This window comes from Pseudoalteromonas sp. R86517 (genome assembly GCF_042466295.1).
In the GTDB taxonomy this organism is placed as follows: Bacteria; Pseudomonadota; Gammaproteobacteria; order Enterobacterales; family Alteromonadaceae; genus Pseudoalteromonas; species Pseudoalteromonas atlantica.
In genome coordinates this window covers 1428836-1450949 of record NZ_JAXHCB010000001.1, presented here as the reverse complement: position 1 = coordinate 1450949, position 22114 = coordinate 1428836, and the positions used below count along the sequence as shown (strand labels likewise).

20 protein-coding genes are annotated in these 22114 nt (G+C 39.4%); 8 read left to right on the top strand and 12 right to left on the bottom strand.

What is annotated here, in order from left to right:
- Positions 1-52 precede the first annotated feature (52 nt).
- Positions 53-1642, bottom strand: a complete 1590-nt coding sequence (locus tag SJY38_RS06500) for an ABC-F family ATPase (RefSeq protein WP_083901794.1) — start codon at positions 1640-1642, stop codon at positions 53-55.
- 636 nt (positions 1643-2278) lie between these two features.
- On the opposite strand from SJY38_RS06500, the gene SJY38_RS06495 reads away from it, so the two are divergent.
- Both SJY38_RS06495 and SJY38_RS06490 read left to right on the top strand, forming a co-directional pair.
- Positions 2279-3490 (top strand): porin, encoded by a 1212-nt coding sequence (locus SJY38_RS06495; RefSeq protein ID WP_377109437.1) that lies wholly within the window; start codon positions 2279-2281, stop codon positions 3488-3490.
- A gap of 203 nt (positions 3491-3693) precedes the next feature.
- Positions 3694-4830, top strand: a complete 1137-nt coding sequence (locus SJY38_RS06490; protein WP_377109436.1) for an MFS transporter — start codon at positions 3694-3696, stop codon at positions 4828-4830.
- Between the two features lie 294 nt (positions 4831-5124).
- Here the strand turns inward: SJY38_RS06490 and SJY38_RS06485 are convergent, their stop codons facing one another.
- Both SJY38_RS06485 and SJY38_RS06480 read right to left on the bottom strand, forming a co-directional pair.
- The gene (locus SJY38_RS06485; RefSeq protein WP_377109435.1) at positions 5125-5739 is read right to left on the bottom strand and encodes a MarC family protein; all 615 of its coding nucleotides are present in this window, start codon (positions 5737-5739) and stop codon (positions 5125-5127) included.
- Positions 5740-5911: 172 nt separating this feature from the next.
- The gene (locus SJY38_RS06480) at positions 5912-6394 is read right to left on the bottom strand and encodes a GNAT family N-acetyltransferase (protein ID WP_054982522.1); all 483 of its coding nucleotides are present in this window, start codon (positions 6392-6394) and stop codon (positions 5912-5914) included.
- 99 nt (positions 6395-6493) lie between these two features.
- Between SJY38_RS06480 and SJY38_RS06475 the strand changes: the two genes are divergently transcribed.
- Positions 6494-6697 carry a hypothetical protein gene (locus SJY38_RS06475; protein ID WP_004586614.1) on the top strand — a complete coding sequence of 68 codons (204 nt, stop codon included), beginning with the start codon at positions 6494-6496 and terminating at the stop codon, positions 6695-6697.
- A 63-nt stretch (positions 6698-6760) separates the two neighbouring features.
- On the opposite strand, the gene SJY38_RS06470 is transcribed toward SJY38_RS06475, so the two are convergent.
- The gene (locus SJY38_RS06470; protein WP_004586615.1) at positions 6761-6955 is read right to left on the bottom strand and encodes a CPXCG motif-containing cysteine-rich protein; all 195 of its coding nucleotides are present in this window, start codon (positions 6953-6955) and stop codon (positions 6761-6763) included.
- Positions 6956-7191: 236 nt separating this feature from the next.
- Between SJY38_RS06470 and msrA the strand changes: the two genes are divergently transcribed.
- From msrA to SJY38_RS06455, 3 genes are all read left to right on the top strand, one after another.
- A complete protein-coding gene (gene msrA, locus SJY38_RS06465; protein ID WP_377109434.1) occupies positions 7192-7791 on the top strand; it encodes a peptide-methionine (S)-S-oxide reductase MsrA in 600 nt (199 codons plus the stop codon).
- A 208-nt stretch (positions 7792-7999) separates the two neighbouring features.
- A complete protein-coding gene (locus tag SJY38_RS06460) occupies positions 8000-8914 on the top strand; it encodes a 2OG-Fe(II) oxygenase family protein (RefSeq protein WP_029774377.1) in 915 nt (304 codons plus the stop codon).
- Between the two features lie 137 nt (positions 8915-9051).
- Positions 9052-9801 carry an ABC transporter substrate-binding protein gene (locus SJY38_RS06455; RefSeq protein WP_024033597.1) on the top strand — a complete coding sequence of 250 codons (750 nt, stop codon included), beginning with the start codon at positions 9052-9054 and terminating at the stop codon, positions 9799-9801.
- Between the two features lie 53 nt (positions 9802-9854).
- On the opposite strand, the gene SJY38_RS06450 is transcribed toward SJY38_RS06455, so the two are convergent.
- The 4 genes from SJY38_RS06450 to SJY38_RS06435 form a co-directional block, all read right to left on the bottom strand.
- Positions 9855-11963, bottom strand: a complete 2109-nt coding sequence (locus tag SJY38_RS06450; protein WP_377109433.1) for a TonB-dependent siderophore receptor — start codon at positions 11961-11963, stop codon at positions 9855-9857.
- A gap of 90 nt (positions 11964-12053) precedes the next feature.
- Positions 12054-13316 carry a DUF3526 domain-containing protein gene (locus SJY38_RS06445; protein ID WP_154944487.1) on the bottom strand — a complete coding sequence of 421 codons (1263 nt, stop codon included), beginning with the start codon at positions 13314-13316 and terminating at the stop codon, positions 12054-12056.
- A complete protein-coding gene (locus SJY38_RS06440) occupies positions 13313-14761 on the bottom strand; it encodes an ABC transporter permease (RefSeq protein WP_377109432.1) in 1449 nt (482 codons plus the stop codon). Before SJY38_RS06440 ends, SJY38_RS06445 begins: the two co-directional genes overlap by 4 nt.
- Entirely contained in the window at positions 14761-15588 is an 828-nt protein-coding gene (locus tag SJY38_RS06435) for an ABC transporter ATP-binding protein (RefSeq protein WP_377109431.1), read from the bottom strand. The genes SJY38_RS06440 and SJY38_RS06435 overlap by 1 nt, the downstream gene beginning before the upstream one ends.
- A 304-nt stretch (positions 15589-15892) precedes the next feature.
- Here SJY38_RS06435 and SJY38_RS06430 point away from each other — a divergent pair, with 304 nt between their 5' ends.
- Positions 15893-16594, top strand: a complete 702-nt coding sequence (locus SJY38_RS06430) for a metal-dependent hydrolase (protein ID WP_377109430.1) — start codon at positions 15893-15895, stop codon at positions 16592-16594.
- Between the two features lie 400 nt (positions 16595-16994).
- Positions 16995-17597, top strand: coding sequence for a thiamine biosynthesis protein ThiC (locus SJY38_RS06425; protein WP_377109429.1), 603 nt, complete (start codon positions 16995-16997; stop codon positions 17595-17597).
- A 363-nt stretch (positions 17598-17960) separates the two neighbouring features.
- Here SJY38_RS06425 and SJY38_RS06420 read toward each other — a convergent pair whose 3' ends face one another.
- From SJY38_RS06420 to SJY38_RS06405, 4 genes are all read right to left on the bottom strand, one after another.
- Entirely contained in the window at positions 17961-18656 is a 696-nt protein-coding gene (locus tag SJY38_RS06420) for a hypothetical protein (protein ID WP_377109428.1), read from the bottom strand.
- A gap of 140 nt (positions 18657-18796) precedes the next feature.
- A complete protein-coding gene (locus SJY38_RS06415; RefSeq protein WP_126007106.1) occupies positions 18797-20626 on the bottom strand; it encodes an AAA family ATPase in 1830 nt (609 codons plus the stop codon).
- Between the two features lie 145 nt (positions 20627-20771).
- Positions 20772-21245, bottom strand: coding sequence for a hypothetical protein (locus SJY38_RS06410; protein ID WP_126007108.1), 474 nt, complete (start codon positions 21243-21245; stop codon positions 20772-20774).
- A 261-nt stretch (positions 21246-21506) separates the two neighbouring features.
- Positions 21507-22103 carry a cold shock domain-containing protein gene (locus tag SJY38_RS06405; RefSeq protein ID WP_377109427.1) on the bottom strand — a complete coding sequence of 199 codons (597 nt, stop codon included), beginning with the start codon at positions 22101-22103 and terminating at the stop codon, positions 21507-21509.
- Between the last annotated feature and the right edge of the window lie 11 nt (positions 22104-22114).

Here is a 22114-nt window from a genome sequence, read left to right as displayed (position 1 = left end):
AAAAAAAGCCACGTTTAAACATGGCTTTTAAAGGGTTGCAGTTACAAAGTGCTTATACTTCTTTGCTTGCTAGGTATTCGCTGTAGTTGCCTCTAAAGTCAATCACCTGGCCGTCTTTTATCTCCCAAATACGGGTGGCAACCGATGATACAAACTGGCGATCGTGCGATACAAACAGTAATGTGCCTTCGTACGCTTCTAATGCAAGGTTTAACGCCTCGATAGACTCCATATCCATGTGGTTTGTTGGCTCATCCATTAACAGTATATTTGGTTTATGCATCATAATTTTACCAAATAACATACGGCCTTGTTCACCACCTGAAATAACCTTTACAGACTTTTTAATATCGTTTTGCGAAAACAACATGCGCCCTAAAAAGCCACGAACCACTTGCTCGTCGTCGCCTTCTTGTTGCCATTGCTCCATCCACTCAAACAAGTTCATGTCTTTTTCAAACTCGTCAGCATGATCTTGCGCGTAGTAACCAATATTGGCATTTTCAGACCACTTAAACTCGCCCGACTTAGGTGCTAAACGCCCAGCAAGCGTATTAAGTAATGTTGTTTTACCTACACCGTTTTCACCGATAATAGCAATGCGCTCGCCTACTTCTACTAAGCCTTCTAAATTTGAAAACAACGTATTGTCTTCAAAACCTTGGCTTAGGTTAGTCATTTCTAGTGCGTTACGAAATAGCTGTTTTTCTTGCTCAAAGCGAATAAACGGCGATTGGCGAGAAGAGGCTTTTACTTCTTCTAGCTGAATTTTATCAATACGTTTTGCACGCGACGTTGCTTGTTTAGCCTTTGACGCGTTTGCAGAAAAGCGCGATACAAACTGTTGTAGTTCAGCAATTTGGCTTTTCTTTTTCGCGTTTTCACTTAATAGGCGCTCACGTGCTTGTGTTGCTGCAAACATGTACTCATCGTAGTTACCTGGGTAAATACGAAGCTCGCCGTAATCAATATCAGCCATGTGCGTACATACTGAGTTTAAAAAGTGACGGTCATGCGAGATGATGATCATGGTGCAGTCGCGTTGATTAAGCACATCTTCTAACCATTTAATGGTGTAAATGTCCAAGTTATTGGTTGGCTCATCAAGTAGCATAATATCAGGGTCAGAAAACAGTACTTGCGCAAGTAACACACGTAGTTTAAAACCGGGTGCTATTTCAGACATTGGGCCGTAATGCTGCTCTGTCGAAATACCTACCCCTAATAAAAGCTCACCCGCTTTAGACTCAGCTGAATAGCCGTCCATTTCGGCAAATTCAGTTTCTAAATCGGCTACTTTCATGCCGTCTTCTTCACTCATCTCTGGTAATGAGTAAATGCGATCGCGCTCTTGTTTAATATCCCATAATTCTTTATGGCCCATGATCACAGTATCAATTACAGAGTATTCTTCGTAAGCAAACTGGTCTTGGTTTAGTTTAGCCACACGTTCATTTGGATCTGTACTTACGTTACCTGCAGAGGGCTCTAGTTCGCCACTTAGGATTTTCATAAATGTAGATTTACCACAGCCGTTTGCACCAATTAAACCGTAACGGTTTCCTTCGCCAAACTTTGCAGATATGTTTTCAAATAACGGTTTAGCACCAAATTGCATGGTGATGTTAGCTGTACTAATAATAGCGCTACCCTCCAAGGGGACATGATGTATTTAAATTGCGCGCAGTTTAAACTAAATACAGCTTTTTTTCTATGAAAGTTTAAGGTTGAAAGCGCATGAACTATGCCCTATTCCACTCATTAAAGGCGTAAATTACTGCCTAACAAATAGTGCCTAAAACGCGATTAAGCCAGTGAATGCTTATTCAACTAAAAAAATGCGCTTAGCTAAAAATAATAGCGCGATTTGTGCGCCATATCAGGGTTTAAATTTTAATTAATAAACCCGTTTAACTTAATAAGTCGATTGTTTATCGCAAAGCATTTTAAAAAACAGATAGCTGGGTATATATTTATGATATAAAATGCTTTTTAGAGTTTTTGCACTAGCGTTTTATTTTTATCCAACATGAAAAAAACTCAATTTAAAACCCACTTACTTGCGCTATTTTCAGCACTATTTACGTAGTTTTTAATCAAAAAAAACCTATCCCTTAACAGATAAAAAACACCATTAACCTCCAGTGAATATTTATTCATTTTTGGCGCTAATTTCATTGATTATTTTTCACTTTTGAGCCCATAAGGGCTTTGTTAGTCTTCATGCCTTCTAAATTTAATGTCACTTTTTAAAGTTAATACACACAAGGCATCACAAATGATTAAAAACTTTGTAACCCTACTATTAGGAACAAGCATAGTAGTCGCGCCAGCTGCTTCAGCAGTAGAGCTCTATAAGGATGAAAAGAACACTATTAAAGTAGGTGGTTACCTTGATGTGCGCGTTATTAATACGCAAAACCAAACCGAAGTGGTAAATGGTACATCGCGTATAAACTTTGGCTTTACTCGCCAACTTAAAAAAGACTGGTCGGCACTGGCGCTAGTTGAATGGGGTGTAAACCCTGTTGGTAGTAGCGATATTATTTACAATAACCGCTTTGAATCTATTCAAGATGAGTTTTTATATAACCGTTTAGGTTATGCTGGCCTTTCGCACGAAAAGTACGGGCAAATTACCATTGGTAAACAATGGGGTGCGTGGTACGACGTAGTTTATGGCACCAATAACAGCTTTGTATGGGATGGTAATGCTGCGGGGGTTTACACATACAATAAAGACGACGGTGCAGTAAATGGTACTGGCCGTGGTGATAAACTAATTCAATACCGAAATAGCTACAACGACTTTAGCTTTGCAGTTCAAGCGCAACTTAAAAACAGCGAATTTTATACCTGTGATGTTAATGACATTTCGGAAGAAGCGTGTGAAGCCCTGTGGAATACTGGCGACAGCGCAGCTCAAGAAGTAGAATTTAACTACACCTTTGGTGGTTCTGTAACTTATAACGCAACCGACATGCTAACGTTAACAGCAGGCGTAAACCGTGGTGAATTTGATGTAACGTATGGCGATGGCACAACACAAACTGTTGAAGACTTAATTTTTGGTGCGGGTGTAATGTGGGGCAGCATTGAAAAACCAGGTTTATACGTTGCCGCTAACATAAATAAAAGTGAAAACCACGATACCGATAACCTAGGGCGCTTAATTAAAGACTCTATTGGTGTAGAAACATTTATGTCGTACCGTTTTGATAACGATGTGCGCCCTTTTGTGGCTTATAACATTTTAGATGCCGGTGACGATTACGTTATTCAACCTAACTTTAATACCGATCCTAATGATGTATTCAAACGTCAGTTTGCTGTGATTGGTGTTCATTACTTAATTGACGAAAACACCATTGCCTACGCTGAAGCCCGTAAAGATTTTAGCGACTTTGAAAGTGATGACAAAGACCAGCAATCACAAATGGAAGCGTCAGAAGACGACGGGATTGCATTTGGTTTTAGATACAAGTTTTAACTTCCCACCATAACAACAAACAAAGCCCAGCTATTTGCTGGGCTTTTTTATTTTAAACGTTAAATGATGAAAAAAATTAAATGTTTGAATGCGTTAACAATCGCTATTATTTGTTATAACACTTTATAAAAGCTGTGTGCGCTGCGTATTAATAATGCCTGTAAACATGCTTATAAATTCACCCGTTAATTAATGGAAAGAAAATGAGTTCACTCAAAACCGCCGGTAATTTTACTCTACTATGTATTGCCAGCTTAACCATAATGGTTGGCACCCTATTAGCGCCGGGTTTAGTTACCATTGCTGATGGCCTAGGTATACAAAGCAACAGCGTATTATTAATTACTTTACCTTCTTTAGGTGCGGTGGTGTTTGCCCCCCTAGCCGGAAGATTAATAGACAAGTACGGCGCATACCCTTTACTTATAATAGGTTTATTTTTATACGGATTAGTGGGTGCATGTGCTTACGTTTTACATGGCCCAACCTTAGTATTTATTAATCGTTTTGCATTAGGTGGTATTACAGCAATAGTGATGGCAAGTTGCACCGTATTAATTTCAACGTGGTACAGCGGCGAAGCCCGCTTGAATATGATTGCCAAACAAGGCATGGCGATAGAGCTAGGTGGCGTTATATTTTTATTTTTAGGCGGTGTTTTAGCGTCAATGTATTGGGGATTACCCCTTGCTTTATATTTAATTGCTTGGGTATTTTTAGCTATGTTGCTCATGTTTGTCCCCCGCAAGCAGCAATTAAATGCCCATAACACAGAGCAAACTCAACAAATAAAAAAGAGCCATTCAAACGCATTAACGCTTAAAGGGGTGTATATAGTATCAACCCTAGCTATGACCATATTTTTTACCTCTACCGTGCTTTTACCTATTACCTTGCACGCACTAAATTTTAATGAGTCTGAAATAGGCCAACTATTGGCTTTTATATCGTTAATTGCGGTATTTACAGCGGGATTTATGCCTAAAGCAACTAAACGCCTTAGTGAGAAAAACGTATTAGCAATCGCATTTTTTGCCTTTGGTTTATCATACCTTTGCTTTATACAATCGAGTACATTGATATTAGTATTAGGCGCGCTATTAATTGGTATTGGCTTTGGTTTTAGCATTCCCCTTTTAAACCACATGACCGTAGAGCTAAGCCCAGAAAATGTTCGCGGACGTAACTTATCGTATTTCACAATGGCTGTGTTTTCTGGCCAGTTTTTTACCTCGTTTATGGAGTACATACCTGGGGGTGAACATAACGTATTTATAATATGCAGTATTTTAAGCGCCGTTGTAGCTATCGCCCTTCTTGTAAAACCTAAAGCGCACTAAGTAGCAATCAATAACCGGTAAAATTATCAAATTAAGTAGCCAATTATCCCCTATTTATTGGCTACTTTTATTCTTCTTCACTCTTTAGCTAAGTTAAGCACTTTAGAACAACATAGTATGATGTGTTCTTTTGCTATAAAGCCACCAGCAATGGTTGTTGCTTTAGTTAATTGCGTTGTAAAGTCAGTTTTTTAGCCTTAGCAAATAAGTATTAATTAAAGGGATTATAAGCAAAAAGGCATGCACTGTATATAAATACAGTGCATGCCTTTTTTATAAAAATCTTAAGATTGATTAGGGCCCTAGCGTTACCCACTGCTTAACTTCAAGTGCAGTCATTATCAGCTCTACAGAAAAAGCAGCCAGTATCATCCCCATCACACGTGTTAAAATAGACGCCCCGCCAATACCAATAAGCTTTATAATTTTGCCCGACAGCAACAACAAAATTAAGGTTACACCCAACACTGCCAGTGTAATTAACGCTGTGCCTATTTGGGTTGTAATTGGGTGAATGTGATTATCGGTAAGTAATATAACGGCTAAAATAGCCCCTGGTGTGGCGGTAGCAGGTATAGCAAGGGGAAACACTGCAATATCGTGCCCTGGGTCTTGTTTTGCTTTGTTAGAATCATTGCCAAATATCATTTGTAAGCCAAACAAAAATAAAATTATCCCGCCCCCTAACTGAAACGATACCAGCCGTATACCCATCGCATTTAAAATAAGCTGCCCTATTAAAATAGAGCCAAGTAACACAGCGCCTGCATATAGCACAGTTTTAAACGCAGTTTTACAACGTTGTTGATCAGTTAAATGAGAAGTGAGCGCAGCAAAAAGCGCCATAGTCCCTATTGGGTCAATAGTGGCCCAAATAACGAGGGCATCTTGAGATAGTTTTTCTAGCATATAAAATCCTTGTTAAGCGAACACGTTTTAAAAACTCGGGTAACAAATTCATTTGCTTACGCTTAACTATAAGCCAAATTGGCTATTTTTTATATTGCATTTGTTCCTCTTATGATGAAATTTACTAACGTGTATAATGTAAATGCAGCACTAATACATTACTAATGCGGTACTAAACGTGTTTATACCAAATAGAATGCTCACCCAAGCTAAAGCCTAATTTAACTAATAAGTTATGCGAACGCGCATTATGTGCACTTACCTGCGCCGCTAAGTAATTAAGCGGTATAGCCTCTTTAAGTGTTTTAACAAAGCCGGTAATTACCTCAAACATAATGCCCTTATCCCAATACATAGGATCAAGCTCAAATCCAATAAACGCCCTACTTTTACAAGGCGATAAATTATAAAGCCCGCAGGTGCCCATGAGTTTGCCATTTATATTATGTTCAATAGCCACTCTTATCACTTCGCCTTCGTAATAGGCGGTAATATCGTCTTGTATTAATTGCTTAATTTGGCATTTACTTAAGGGGGTTTGATAGTCGTTAAATTCGCTCACTTGCGGGTGATTCAAAATAGAAAATAACTGCGGGGCATGCTTATGAGTAATTAAACGCAATGTAACGCGTTCAAGCTGAGTTGTTTTAAACATTTTATACAGGAGTTAAAATAGCGCTTTATGGTTAAGCATTATTAACTTACCATAGCGTATTCACAAGCATTATCTTTATAGCCAATATTGAGAGCAATAATGAGCGACGATTTTAAAGTAATTCAACCTACCACAACCGTATACTGCCCTAAACGTGGTGAGGGCTGGACCCTAACAGGCATTACTAATATAAACGAGTTTACCTCGGTAATGTTTGACGGCACACGCTATACACTCCCCGCACGCGAAATAGTAGAAGAGCTGTTACCAAACCAACTAGCCCGAGAGCAAAATAATAGCTAGCGCCCGTGTATAAACCGTAGTGGCTGCCACTGTGCAGCCAACTATATATAGAGTAACGAAGGATTAAAATGTATCGTCTTCACTGTATACATTTACTTTTAACTCGTCTTCATCTTCAAAAACAACAAACGAAATAGGCTTACAACATACTTGGCAGTCTTCTATGTATTGCTCACCAATATCTGCCGCGTCTAATAATACTTCTATACTTTCGCCGCAATACGGGCAACTTATCGATTTTTCGGTTAACTGGTTCATTTAACACCTGCTACTTTTATCTCAATGCTTTCACTTTAATAAACACACTCTGATAATACAACATTGTGCTATTGAGGCTAGCTAATGTACGTATGGCCATAATTAAAAACCATTACGTATATTACTTTTTCCGCTATTCACGTTAGCCTACTAAAAACAATGAAATAGGTTTTACAGTTAAAGGGTCTAACTATTAAGAATATGTATTTAAACTCATACTAGAGGTAGATTATTATATGAAAAAATCACTTACGCTTGCATTAACATCTGCCGCAATTTTGTTTAGCACTTTTTCACATGCAGCCAAAACCGAAAAAGCAGTTTTAGCCGGTGGATGTTTTTGGTGTATGGAAAGCGACTTTGAAAAGCTCAAAGGCGTAAAAGATGTTATATCGGGTTTTACAGGCGGTAAAATTAAAAACCCGACCTACAATGGTAACCATCAAGGCCATTATGAAGCAGTACAAATTACTTACGACCCTGATGTAGTAAGCTACAAAGGCATACTTGATCATTATTGGGTAAATATTGATCCCTTTGATGCCAAAGGCCAATTTTGCGATAAAGGCCCTAGTTATTTAAGCGCCATATTTGTCGCTAACGAGCAAGAGCGCAAAATAGCAGAGCAAACCAAACAAGCCGTAATAGCAGAGTTTCCAAATCAAACAGTGGTCACGCCAATACTTAATGCCAGCACTTTTTACCCAATTAAAGGTAAAGAAAGCTACCATCAGGATTATTATAAAAATAACCCCATACGCTACAATACCTACCGCTGGCGCTGCGGACGCGATAACCGCCTAGAAGAAATTTGGGGCGATAGAGTCACACATTAAAAACTATTGTTAGAACAATTGATGGGTTTACACAAACCCATCCCCATTACAGCTAACAGCTATCTGCTAATTCTATTCATTCCGCCCCTAATTATAAAGATTATTTTGATACTGTTTCCTAAAACAGCTTATTTATCTAACTTTATAAATATAATAAATTGCACTCCTAAATTGATAAAACCTAATTCAACAACTGGAGTTACACATTATGTCTGCCACCCAATTACAACTTGCTCGTGCTCTAGCGTTACCTTCAAGAGAAGCCATGTTAAATCGTGAGCACTCTGTACAGCATTTTTGGTACAACAACGACCAACTACTTACACAAGCCTGGAAAGAGTGGGAAGAAACCGAAGTAGATACAGCCACCTTTACCCTTGACGATTCATTACTAGATAAAAACTTACGTGAAGCCGTTAATGCTGCATGGCAAGATCCATCAAAAGAGCATTTAGTAAAATCACTACTAGAAGAAGTAGCGACTGATGTTTATCAGTTTCAATTTTTTGATCCTGAGCGCCTAGCAGTTTTACGTGGTTACCTAGAAAAAGTATGGAATGCTAACATTCCTATGCGTCCACCGTACGGTATTGTATTAAACCGCCGCGGCGCCATGCTCGACAAACGCTCAGAGGGCTATTTAGCTGCTCCTAGTTTTCAGGCATTTTATAACCAAGTATTAAATACATACATGCGCCCTATTTCACGTTTATTGTTTCCTGAAATCATAGGTTACGATACGCAAACGTTTGGTTTTTCTATTTATTACGACCCAAGTACAGATGCGTCTATTCGTCCGCATACCGATGCATCATCAGTAACATTAAATATTAATTTAAACTTACCTGGGGAAGAATTTAGCGGATCAGAGCTTGATTTTTACGACCAAGTAAACGAAAAAGTTGTGCAACTTAGCTTTAAACCAGGCACCGCCATGATCCACAAAGGCAATGTACCACACGCGGCAAAACCTATAACCAGTGGCGACAGAACAAACCTAGTGTTATGGCTTTTTGGCGATAATGGCCGTATACCAGCGCCGGGTTCTAAACGTACAGATATTGACGCAAAAGAGCGTTGGACTACGCCAAAAACAACGCCAGACGGCTACGCACCTTTTTAAACGGTGCCAAGTTTAACCTTTTTTGCCTAATACTTGCCCATTAAAGGTATTTAATCATACTTTAATGGGCTATTTACTTGTTACATAACCACTTAGTTACTATCTTTTTAGTATGCTAAGTTAATTTAAACAGCCTAATGAAGTTAAACTTTTTTATAATAACTACACTGCTTGTATCCTCTTTTGCCTGTGCATCGCCTACTAAACAAAAATTAGTTGTAGGTTTTGGCGAAACCCTACCACCTTTTGTAATGTCACATACCAACAGCGGGCTAACCCTCGATATTATTAAAGCCGCATTAACGCCTTTAGGGTATGAAATAGAGCCACGCTATTACCCTTATACTCGCCGCGCTAAAGAGTATATAGATGGAAAGCTCGACATACTAGCCGACATAAACTTAAGCACAGAAAACGGTAATCTCCTAAGCGGTTATATTTCAAATGAAGCCTATGAATACGAAAACGTTGCGATAGCCCTAAGGAGCAAGCATTTTAACTTTACTAAAATCTCAGATTTAACACATTACAGCTTAATCTCGTGGCCCAGCGCCGGCATACATTTAGGTGAAGAATATGCAAAAATGGCAAAAGCCAATACACAATATTACGAAGTGCACGACCAATCTCTTCAAGTTAAAATGCTTTTTTCAAACAAGGCTAATGTCATTCAAATGGATAAACAAAGTTTTGATTACTATCGCTCAACCCTTAAAGGTATTGATAGCACACAACCTGTAGATCACTTTGCGCTGTTTGGTAAAAGCCCTAGTGGCTATTTATTTAAATCAAAAAAATTACGTGATGACTTTAATATTCAGCTGCAAAAGTTAAAAAATTCAGGCGAGTACTCTAAAATATTAAAAAAATACAAACACGCCAAATAAAAAAGGTCGCTTTAACTAAGCGACCTTTTTACGTTTACAGCGCAAAATACCAATTAAAACTTATAAGAGGCAGAAAATTTAACGTTACGTGGTTTACCAGGTTGTACCCATGCATCGGCAAACGAGTTTGTGTAATACGTTTCATCAAACAGGTTATTTACCTCAGCCGTAACACCAATCGCGTCTGTTACATCGTAATTTACAAATACACGCGCGGTTGTATAACTGGGTAGTTTAAAGTCGGTACCAAAATAGCCATTGCGTTCGTCTACAAATAATAGCCCACCACCAAATTTAATTGCATTGCCATATAACTCGCCCGATTTAACAAGCTGCAAGCTAAGTTGATGCTCTGGTACATTTAAAAGTGACTCGCCGGCCTCTACTGTGTAGCCAAAGTTAGCATCAAAAAATGAGTTTTCTATTTGGGCATCTACATACGCATACGACGCCCAAATTTCTAAACTATCGCTAAGCTCACCTGTTAGGTCTATTTCTATTCCCTTACTTTGCGCTTCACCAATGGCGGCATAAGTAAACGCTGTTGGGTCATCTACTACTAGCATGTTGTCTTGTTCTACTTTAAATACGGCAACGGTAACAAATAACGCACCATCGTTAAGGGTAAATTTTACACCTAGCTCAGCAGAGGTAGATTGGTTTGGCTCAAAACCATCACCATTGGTATCAGTGCCCGACAGCGGGCGAAAGTTTTCGCCATAGGCTGCATAAACAGATACATAATCACCGGCTTCATACACCACACCAAACTGCGGGCTCACGCGCGACTGCGTTTGTTTAGTATTAGTGCCTGCTAAACGGTTATTTAAGCGCTGCTCGTAATCATCAAAACGGGCACCAATACGAATATCTAACTTATCGGTTACGCTTATTTGGTCTTGAATAAATACCCCTACCGACTCTTGAATCTCTACGCGGTCGGTATTAGATGTAGGCGTTGGTAATTCATACGCGCCGTATACAGGGTTAAATACATTAATGTATTGATCGCCCCGTACACGTAAAATAAATTGATCGTTTTCAAATTTATCAGCGTCAACACCCATAATTAAACGGTGCTCAAAACCGCCAAGCTCAAGGCTGCCGCTTAGCTCTGCACGCAATACATGGTATTGAGCATCAAAATCGCGGTAGCGCCTAAAGCGGTTTACTTCGCCATCAACTACGCCGCCAAAACCGGTTTCGGTTGCAAAGCCTTCCATAGAGGTATCACGGTAGTTTGCACCAAATAAAATGCTCCAGTTATCATCAAAGTCATGAATGTACTCTAACTGATGCCCTAGTACATCGGCTTCAATTGGGCCATCGCCCGGCTCACCTAAAAAACGGCTTTGTGGAATAAGCCCAAGCTCGCCATCTATGGCTAATACGCCTCTATCAAACGGCACTTCTTGGTCGCTGTATTCAAGCTCGTAAACAAGTTGGCTGCTGTCGTTAATATTCCACACTATTGACGGGCTAAAGCCGTGTTTAGTGGTTTCTATGGTGTCTCTAAAGCTCTGGGCGTCTTCGTAAAAACCAACCAGTCTAATTGCAACGTCATCGTTAAGCGCTGTGGTGTAATCAACATCGGCGCGGTAAGTATCAAAACTTGCTACCGAGAGCTTAATTTCACCTTGCGTATCAAACGTTGGGCGTTTAGTAACTAGGTTTACTGTACCACCTGGCTCACCACGGCCAAATAAAGCCGCACGCGGGCCTTTTAAAACCTCAACCGACTCAATACCCGACAAATCACGCGAGCCACCAAAACCGCGCCCAGCATTAAAACCATTTACTAAGTAGTTACTGGGTAGATTTTCATCGCCTACAAAGCCACGTAACGAAAAACTATTCCAAAGCCCTCCAAAGTTATTTTGCCGTGCAACAGAGGCCGATAAGTCAAGCGCTTGGTCAAGGCTTACTGCACCTGCATTTTCAAGGGCTTCTAAATCAATTTTAAGCTCTGATTGTGGAGTTTCTAGTTGGCTAAAGTTACCTTGGTAAGCTTGACGCGTAGCAACCACAGACAGCCTTTCAATGTTTGTGTTAGCACTGTGTGTTTGCTGGTTTTGATCAGCAGCTAAAACCTGGCTGCTAAATAAGCTTACTAGGCACGCACTTAAATAGGTGAGCTTAAGCCCTGTTGTGTTGGTTTTCATTGTTAACCTTGTTAGTAATATAAGTATTTTATAATTATGGTGTTGTTACTAGGTGCGCTAAACAACGGTGTTTAGCGCACCTAGTAAGGATTACTTTGCTATAGCCTCAAAGCGTGGCATGTTATTGAGAACTGATTTAGGCGGGTTACCCTTATAAAATAACCAAGGGTAATAAAACTCACGTAATTGCTGATGATAATCACGAATTTGCTGCTCGTATGCATACGCCGCTACTGAGTCGGTTTGGGCGGCTCGCGTTAAGCTGCGCTGCAATAACAGCGGTGGCGAAAACCACGACACAACGCCTGCTAAGTCATATTTTTTAGCGGCTGCGTCTCGGTATGCTTTAGAGAGCGACGCTGCTTTTAAATCGCCCATTTGCTGAAATGCGTAATACCATTTCCACTCAAACTCACTGCTCATAGCAATGTATGGCGCAAGTGCTGGGTACTCTTTAATAAAAGGCTGCATAGTGGCAGATTTTGGTAAATCCCAGGCATCATTTACCGCCTCACGCTGAGTAAGCATAATGTCGCCACCCTTAGGCGAATGCACCGACTTGTTTATAGCAAGGTCGCCTAAAATAGGAATAATAAAAGCAAATAATACCCATAAACCAATTAGGCCAGAGGCTACGCGCGGCGCACTAGTCGCGTTTTTGCCCCACCACACACTCAGCGCAGTCCAAAATGCAAGGTATGCAATACAAAGTAGCGATACATACGCAATTTCAAACGCGCTTGCCCCAGCTATAAATGCACCTATAAAAAATGGCAGCATTAAACACACTATTACTGCTAAAAACCTTACCGTTATACGTGCGCCCCACAAAGCAAAGTACGATTTAGCCGTAGTAACCAGTAAGTCGTGCCTGCCGCTAGTGCGCTCATTTGCAAATAAGTCATGAAACAGCAAAATAATAACCAGTGGTGCTAAGGCGCTAATTACAAATACAAAATCAATTTTACCGGCCTGTGCCAGCTCGGCATTTTGCGCATCGCTTTCGTAAATTTGCCCCTCTATGGCCAATAAATTAATACGGTGTTTCCACGGGAATATATCGCGTTCACCTAATGCTGCAAAAGCAAGGTTAGATGGCTGAGAATACGTTAAATGAAAACTGTAATAAGCCAACATGCCCGGATCGTCTTGCTTTTGCTGCACTTTAGCGCGATCGCTTTGATCTGCAGCTTTTAAACGCTCTATTGTTTGCTGCTGCGCGCTTACTTCGCTAAGCCCGCTGTATATTGCAAAGCCCGATAAAACAAAGCTACATAACAGCAATACCACAAGGTACTTTTGACGCAGTAAAAAGCCCCATTCTCGTGTAAGTTGTGTAATTAAATAACTCATATCAAACGTTTTCCTACCAATTTAATACCGCCTACAAGTACTACAATCCACAGTATTAACTGTAAAAAAGCAGGTACACTTCTTTGCGCGCGAACATCAGCGCTATCTACATCAAAGGTAAAGTTTTGCAGTATTTGCCAGTTCTCTGATCCTACGCGCGCTTTTTTAGTAGCCTCGGTATTGGCGTTGCGGTTCATATCAACTTGGTAATCAAGCTTTTCAATGTGTACTTTGTTAAGCCCTTGCACAAAATCAAAGCGCAGCTGTTCGGTTTCGCGTAAAAAGCGATGATGGGTTTCTATGCTTGTGCCTACTACAATCATCGACAGCGAGCGAATAGCCACCATAGGCGATACCCAACCAAAGTAACGCGATACCTGCGTTTGCTTAAGCTCACTTTGCATGCGCTGCTCGGTAAACTGGTTTAACACCTTAGTTTGTTTGGCCTCTGATTCACTGGCCACTACCCCTCTAAAGTTTACTGGCAGCTCATCAATGCTGCTTACGTTGTATTTTTTTAGCAAAGATTGTTTAAATTGCTTAAAGGCGGGATCGTTGGTGTTATGGCCATCACCTAGTTTTCTAAGCTCAGCTTTTACTGCAAAGTCGGTTTCTATTTTACCGGCCGATGGCACAGCCGTAGAGGCACTGGTACTTGCTACTCGCGGCATAACAATGCACAGTAAAATCCACACAAACGCAAGCGCTGTAAAGCTACCACTATTTTTACTAAACACGCTCGATGCTAATAAAACAACTAACACCCACACGCTTAAATACAATGCATAGCCCACAATAAAACTAACAACTGCTAAAAGGCTCTCACCAGCGCTAAGCGTAAATAACGCCGACACCGCTAATGGCGCAATAATTAATCCAACAACACACAAAAGCGCCAGCCCTTTGCCCGCAATAAGCGTGCTGCCCTTGGTGCCTTGCGCCAATAAATACGACAGCGTTTGCGATTCGCGCTCACGGCTAATAGAGCTGTAACCAATTAAAATAAGCAGTAACGGCGCTAATGTTTGCACAATAAAAGCAGGCGTTAAGCTGCCAAGTTTTGTTAAAGCTGTGCCTTGGCGCTGCTCGGCAAACATTGCACTATTTTGCCTATGCCCTTCTAAAAATATTGAGTTACCTGTGTAGGCATCAATCCCCGGATCTAGGGTGCTCAGAGGGGTTGGGGTTCTAAAAGCGTAATGCCCGTAATGCACCATTCTGTGTGGGTGGCGATCGGGCTGCTCAGCAAAGCTTTGCTCTGCATTGCTTTGTAATTCATTACGAGTGTGGCTAAGTTCGTGCATTGTAATGGCAGTAACCACCACAGATGAAAGCGTAAGTAATAAACCTATGGCTAAAACGGTCATCGCCAGTTTTGAGCGAAGCCAATAGCGCCACTCATCTTTGGCAACTATCACCACCTTTGAAAAATTATTTTTGCTCATTACGCGCCTCTTTGTGCAAACGCGGCATGGACTTGCTCGGTATCAATTCGGCCGTTTTCTGGCGCGTCAAATTCGCCCACCAGCTCGCCCGCTCTTAATAAACCAATTCGGTTTGCAACTTGGCATGCGCCGTATACATCGTGCGTTACCATTAAAATAGTAGCGCCGGTTAATGCAAGCTCACGCACTAACTGGTTAAACTCATCAATAGCAACAGGGTCAAGGCCCGATGTAGGCTCATCGAGTAAAAATATGGGGGCTTGGCGTAAAATAGCCAGTGCAATCGCAGTTTTTTGCCTCATGCCTTTAGAATACGTTTGCATAGGACGCTCCCATGCAGCTTGCTGTAGCGCTACACGGTTAAACGCAGCATTAATTTGCTCATCGGTTTTTTTAATATCAGCAAGCGATAAAAAATACGCCACGTTTTCGCGGGCAGTTAAATGCGGATATAACGTTGCTGACTCTGGCAAATATGCTGTTTTGCCGCGTACAAAATCAAGTGCGTGTGTTACCTCTTTGCCCGCTACTTTTACAGAGCCTTGAGTGGGTTTATTAAACCCAAGCAAGGTTTTTAATGTGGTTGATTTACCCGCACCATTACCGCCAAGTAACGCGTAAATTTCGCCAGAGCCTACGCTAAAGTTTAGGTTTTTTAAAATGGCGTTGTTTTTAATGCTAAAACTTAACGAGTCCACTTCAATAATGGCTTCGCTTTTAACTGTTTGAGTAACGGCTTGAGTTGTATTTAGGGCTTCATTATGTGTTTGTTCCACACGTGGAGATTCTTTCGGTGATGTTTGATTAACAGCTGTAGGTGTACTCACATTCAAACTCTATTAAGGGAAATTAGAATGCAGTGAATGTTATACTATATCAATCGCATATTGCAACACTATAACATATTAATAATTAACAAATGATGCAGTAGTTTAAAAAGTGTTACCCACGTTGGTTTATTCAACGGGTTTTGCCTATTACAAAAATCCATAACCATTTAGGTTAAAATCATTCATAACGCAGCGTTTAATATTAGGTACTTAAGTTATTTACGCTTTACCTTTAAAGTAAATTGAACAATGAACTTTTCAATTGCTAGAATGCCAACCTATTTTTCTATCAAGAGATACAATGGCAAATTTCAATACTCATCTTAATACTGCAGTCATCATCACAGGTTTAGGCTCGGCCACTTTATTAACTGCAGGCCATATTGATTTAAACGGCGCACTTTGGTTATGGTTTTTAGGCTCAATTGGCGGCTTATTACCCGACATAGACTCAGATAACTCAACCTCGCTCAATACTATTTTTAACTTATTCGCACTGAGCGCTGTATTACTGGTGCTGCATTACACAACCACCGAGCTAATAATCGAAATTAGTTTTATAGAGCTAATCGTAGTGCCGTTATTGGTGTACGGGTTTATGAAATATATTATTAGGCCCATTTTTGAATGGATCACCGTGCACAGAGGCAGCTGCCACTCATTATTATTTTTAGTGCTATGCGCGCTGTTAACAACGCAAGTAACGTGGCAACTAAACGAGCAAACAACCACACAAGCAGCCACCTTTGCCTGGTTAACAGGTGGGTTTATTTTAATCGGCGGGTTAATTCATTTATTACTCGATGAAATTTACAGTGTAGATTTAAGCAATGTCACCATTAAACGCTCCTTTGGCACCGCGTTAAAAATAGCCGACTTCGACAATAAATTAATTACCTTGGCATCAATAATTGCCATTGCAGGTTTAATCTATGTAGCCCCGCCTACAGAGCAAACTATTACCGCATTAAGTGATTGGTCTCACTTTAGGCTTTTATCTTAATAAATAACATTTATAGGCTTAGTCACACAAAATACCCATAAACATTGTTTGTGGGTATAGATTCTTATTTAAGTGATTGTTTTAATTCCATTTATTAAAAACAGCCACCTTAGTTAGTCGAAGTAACTCCAACATTTATTTAAAAGTTGATTCACAAAGAGGATAAGAGGCGCTGAATTTTTAAAGGCTTAATAGCTTAACTCAATGCGGCTTTGCAATTTAAGTTTCATTAAAAGCGCAAGTTTTAGCTTATTTAATATTAATTATTATTTTTATTGGTTTTAGTGAAATAATTACTCCGCTTTACCTGTCTTATAGCAGCAATACTTTCATCTGTTTGATGTATGCAAAGCGACTACAACTTTTAAAGCGTCAAATATAAAATTATAAGAGGACCATAATGGAATTTACACATAAACGCACCACCCTAATTACAGCATCGTTATTGTTGGCGTTGGCGATAACTCAGGCTATTTTTACTGCCCTTTACAGTGCTGAAATTAGCTTTTCAAGACAGTATGCATGGGGACTAGAAGCCGTGCTGTTTACTGTGCTTGTGGCCTTTGCAAGTACCACTATGGTGCAAGCTAAAAACGCTCAACTAGGTTGGTCGGCTATCACATTTAGCGCAATACTTAACATAGTACAGGTAAGCATTGGCCTAACGTTGTTTTCAACATTTGGCAAAGTAGCGGGCGCAGTAGAAGGCGCACAACCTTTAATTGGTGGCGTGGTGTCTCTATCATTCATGATTTACTACGCAGCTAAATTATTATTAGGCTTAGCAGCTGTTGTTTTTGGCCTATCTTTCATTGCTAAAGGTGGCAAAGCCATTGGCGGCCTTACAGCCCTAGCAGGTGCAGTTGCAATGCTTGCCAATGCAGTATTAATTATTGCTGGCCGTGATGGGTTCTTACCATCAGGCGTTGCTGGTGCATCAGGTATGATTGCAACATTGCTTTTAGCAATTTGTTTAATAAGCCTTAACCGTAAAGCAGACTAAGGCTTAATAGCTTACAAGTAATTTGCTTATTTAAATAAGATATAAACATCGGCGTGTATTAGAGAACCTAATCCGCCGATGTTTTACGTTTAAGTGTTTATATTTAAAGTGCCAGCCACCTTAAATATTTATAGTTAGTTCACAAAGAGGCTCTGAGGCGCTTCGCTTTTAGAGGGTAGAAATAGCTAATATCAAAACCTTTTAACCGATTTATGTTTTGATGTATGAAGACTAGATTTGAGCCCAATTACTTTTAGCCATTAATACCCCTTAATATATGCAAGATTATAGTGCCTAACTCCTCCCACTAACGGCGCAAGGTAGAGTGTCCGCCGGCCGCTGGGAGCGTATTTGATGACTGTGTTAAGCATTTTTTATCCTTTTAAGTTCGTTAGAGAATACAGTTAAATCCTCTTCAGGAATTGGTAATATAAAGGCCAGTTTATTTCCATACCCTCCTAATGAAGTACCAAGTAAAACTGCATCACAATCATTTTTTATAAATACCCTATCGTGTATCTCATTTGTTTCCACAAAGCGTACTTTGATTTTTATAGAACTGATCATTTTATTAAATTTACTAAAAATTCTGCTATTTGGCCCAGGCAAATGAAATACTTCTAAGTATTTAACAGATAAAGGAATTAACTGTAGAATAAAGTCCGTGTATTTGCTTTCCTTATCGAATATTTTATTGGTGCCACTCCATGAGAAAAAGTATGGATCAGCAATTGTTAGGCTTTCAGCACCATGAAGCTGACGGTCTAAATATTTTCTTTCTTGTTTTATCCGGTTTGGAAGCCCAGTCAGAAGTTCCATTACTCCTTCATAGTTTTTGCTTTTATAAGATAATGCACATTTTGTTCGCCTATTAGCGAGCTCGCCAACTTGTTTTGAAAGTTGATGTACCTGTTCCTGCAGCTCCCTCATCCTGTAGTAGTCTCTACCAAAGCAGAAATCCCTCCTTCTATACAACTTTTCAATAGGAAAATCTGCTTCTTTTAATAAGCTAATTTCTTCTTCTAAATGCGCTATTAGCCTTTCACGATAACGATCCATTATGACTCTCTAAATTTTTACCTAACGCTACATTAAGATGTGAGCAACGCTACCACAAGACCTAACCATACAATCATAAACACGTAACCCAACGATGGAATAAAAATGCCAATCGTTAGTAATCACCCACAAATACTTTGTTATGGGGCTAGTTTTAGATGATCTAAGTGCGGAGAACAAAGATTTAAAAACACACTTTTCCAGCGTTCTGGTAATACGTTAAACTCTTCACCCCAGTTTTGAGAAATGTGCTCATATGCCTTATATGGTTTTTCACCTGATGGTGCATCATAACCTAACAAATCTTCGATACACTCTTCGATCATGATTCTGCGTTCTGCGCCTGTTTGAGCAAGAATAGGCGCATTCATTGCTTCAGCCCTCTCAGTCCCAGCATCTCGATCGTGCATAAAGATATAATTAACATCTAATGCATTTAGGTATTTAGCTATAGAAATCAGCACTGCTTTACCACGAGCTCTCAGGAATTCACAATTTCCTATAACCCTAGCTTTATCTTCAGAGCTTAAACGTTTAATTGTTTCTCTGACGACAACTTCTTCTGTGTCTCCTTCCACAAATATACATTTTTTTGTAAAGAACATTCTTGAGATATAGTCATCAACTTTTAAAAGCATCTTCAAATTTTGCTTTTCATCCCGTTGAAGATCAGAGAACGCATTTTCAAGATTGAATGATGTAGTTCCAGTAAACCCACCATCGACATATGAAAACTTAGTTAAGCTAATGCTCTTATCTGTACCAAGGTTTACCATATATGGAGAATGAGTAGTCGCTACAATTTGACAACTAGGTCCAGCTAGTTCGTACAACGAATCCCTGAGTTGATTTGAAGCCGAAGGATGCAAATAAATTTCAGGCTCTTCAAAGCAGAAAATTGTACTTCTAGGGTTTTCTGCATTTTTATTCACAAATTCCTGTACAAACCTCAGTAATTGGAACGCTGTTGCTCTGATCATGCCGTGACCTTGGTATGAGACTTCTGTTTTTACATTGCTTTCTAGTTCGACAGAAAACTGAGGTTTAATAGTTTTCTCTGGTTTATCTAATGCAGCAGATACATGGACAGATGAATCTGGGAACAAGTTGTGAACCATACCATTTAGTTCTTGGATTAACTTACCAAAGTCAGTTTCAGTATCACTTGGATTTAATTCTGACGCTAATTCATTTAAAAAACGCTGTGCTTGTTCATAGTTTTCCGACTGAGACCGCACCTGTTCAAATAAATCACCTAAAAGAGAATGCAATGCTCCGTTGCTTGATGTTAATTCAGATACGCATGATTCAGCTGGTACAACAACTATACGAGGTAATTTAGAAAGCACGTTACCAGGAATACCACCTGGATTTTCAACCCAACCTGGTTCTTGATCTTCCTGCACTTCCCAGTATTCAGTTAAATCTTCAAGTTTTTCTTTTACTGCTTTAATAGTTAGTTTTTTTGTAAAGTTAGCCTCCTCGAAGTATTCTTTCAAAAACTCTTCAGTGAAGCTATCGCCTACCAACTCAGATACTTGCGTTGCAGCAACAAACTGGTCTTTAGGTACTTTGGGATATTCAAGCATGTAAACTTTTGGTTTTGACAGTTTGATAGACCAAACCTTTTTGTAAACTATGCTGTTCTCGGTTTCATCTGGTAAAGGGGCTTCAGCCCTAATAATTCTTCCTTTAAAACCGACCCACTCTTTAGCTTCTTCTGGTAAATTGTGGTATTCCGCAACTATTTCAATTTCTTCGGAATATTCATACAAATCTTCATCTTCATTGTATGTTTTCGAATAATCTTCTCTCAGTGCATTTTTAGCGCTATGTAGAAGTTGAATTGCTGAAAAAACACTAGATTTACCAGCATTATTTGCACCAATTAGAAAAGTCGAGTCTCTAAAGCCAATCGTACAACCTTTTAATTTGCGAAAATTATCGATCTTGATTTCATGTAATCTCACCTAGCCACCTTATTATAATGTAGTACTGAGTTTAAGCCCCATATACCCAATTAAAGGGTAATAATATAGTTGGTTAAAATGTTGAGGAACTAAACACAGCAAGCTGTATTTTGTCCCGTTTTAACAACTAGTTTTAATCAACTTTTTACTTGTAGATTGCAACGTTAATAAAATTACCACTAGGTAATATAAACTCTTGGAAGTTCTTATTTCCAGCAACAACTTTTAGCGTTTTGGTATGTTTAATCTGTTTTACTTCACCTCTAAAACATTCGCTTTTATCATAGTCATTATATTTTGAGGCGTCGATTCCGTACTCAGTAAACTCGACAAGCCCTTTTTGAGGCTCTACTGAATAGCTATACCCAACTATGAATTCTTTACTTTTAAAGGATCTAGTTTTCTTTTGTAGCGTTTCTAAACATTCAGTTATTGCGTATGACTTACTACTTGTTTGACTATCATATCCAGTATCTAACATTAATGATGATGAACTAAGAATTTCTTTTTTCTCTGAATCAAGGAGTTGCAGAGAAACGGTATAGTTGTCATCGGCATACACATTTAAAGATGGTAGCAATGTACAAGTAACTAATATTGATAGAAGTTTTATTTTCATTTAGGTAATTCCTTTCATAGATATTAAATGATATGACTTTGGGGAGTAATAAGTCCCCAAAAAGCGTATTACTTTTTCGATAATTACACCACACAACTCGTTTATGATCAGACAATAACAATTGCTACTCAGTAGCCTTTGTTATTTAACCCCAAAACGACTTTTAATAATGTTATGGGACAAAACTCAAATCACTGTATTTATACACAGCGATTAATTGATTCTATTTTTTTAAAGCTGAAAGCTTTATAGCCCTACCCTTTAAAACCTTGTATCGTTCTCGCATGGGTCACCATCTCTATCGCCATCCATTTTTGTATTCGGGCAGTTATTTATAAAAAATACCGCCTCTGCTCGGGAAGTCATTTGGCTACAGTGCTGCCTGCCGTCACAGGTAAAATTTTGCGTGCTTTTTGGAATCACGATTTTTGGGTATTGCTCATCAAAGGTGGCTAAATCGGCGTTGGTAATAACGGGAGTGTGGTTATTAAACTGCTCACTACTTTGATAATGGTTGTATTTATTTACTGCAACAAAACCAAGTACGGCGATAATGCTAATTGAGGCGACTTTGCCTAAAAAACTATCGGTAAAATTAGATTTAGCAACACGATGATGGTTTGATTTTTTAGGCGTGACTTTAATTGCAGCTACGCCTTCTATTCGGCAATTAACGGCTTTGGTTTTACCATCGGGCTGTGTAGCGACTTCAAAATAAATGGTGTCGCCCACTTTTGGCTTGCGGCTCATGTGTTTGAGCGCTGAAATGTGTATAAAGGTGTCGTGAGCTAGGGTGTCTGATTTAATAAAACCAAAGCCCTTTTCGTCATTCCACGCTTTTAACAATCCTTTGTTCATGTATTTACCTG